The organism is Streptomyces sp. WM6372 (assembly GCF_001279655.1).
GTDB lineage: Bacteria > Actinomycetota > Actinomycetes > Streptomycetales > Streptomycetaceae > Streptomyces.
Window position 1 is genome coordinate 1 of the sequence record NZ_LGDB01000114.1, and the last position, 370, is coordinate 370.

The window sequence follows — 370 nt, forward strand, 5'->3', positions numbered from 1 at the left end:
CCTCCTCGACGAGACCGACCTGTGGCCCGACAAGAAGTTCGTGATCACGAACGTCATCGTGTCGCAGAAGTTCCTCAAGGAGCACCCGGACGTCGTCGAGGCCGTACTGGCCGGCACGGTGAAGACGAACGAGTGGATCAACGCCAACCCGGAGAAGGCGAAGGCTTCCGCCAACACGGCCCTGAAGACCCTCAGCGGCAAGGAGTTGGAGCCCGCGGTCATCGACCCGGCCTGGAAGAGCATCCTCGTCACCGACGACCCGCTGGCCACGACGCTGAAGACCGAGTCCGACTGGGCGGTCAAGGCCAAGCTCATCGAGCAGCCCGACCTCGCCGGCATCTACGACCTGACGCTCCTGAACAAGGTCCTC

The 370-nt window shown here is 64.1% G+C and carries 1 pseudogene; it reads left to right on the forward strand.

The features are described from left to right. Positions 1-370, forward strand: a pseudogene (locus tag ADK52_RS09695) (sulfate ABC transporter substrate-binding protein); the annotation flags it as partial.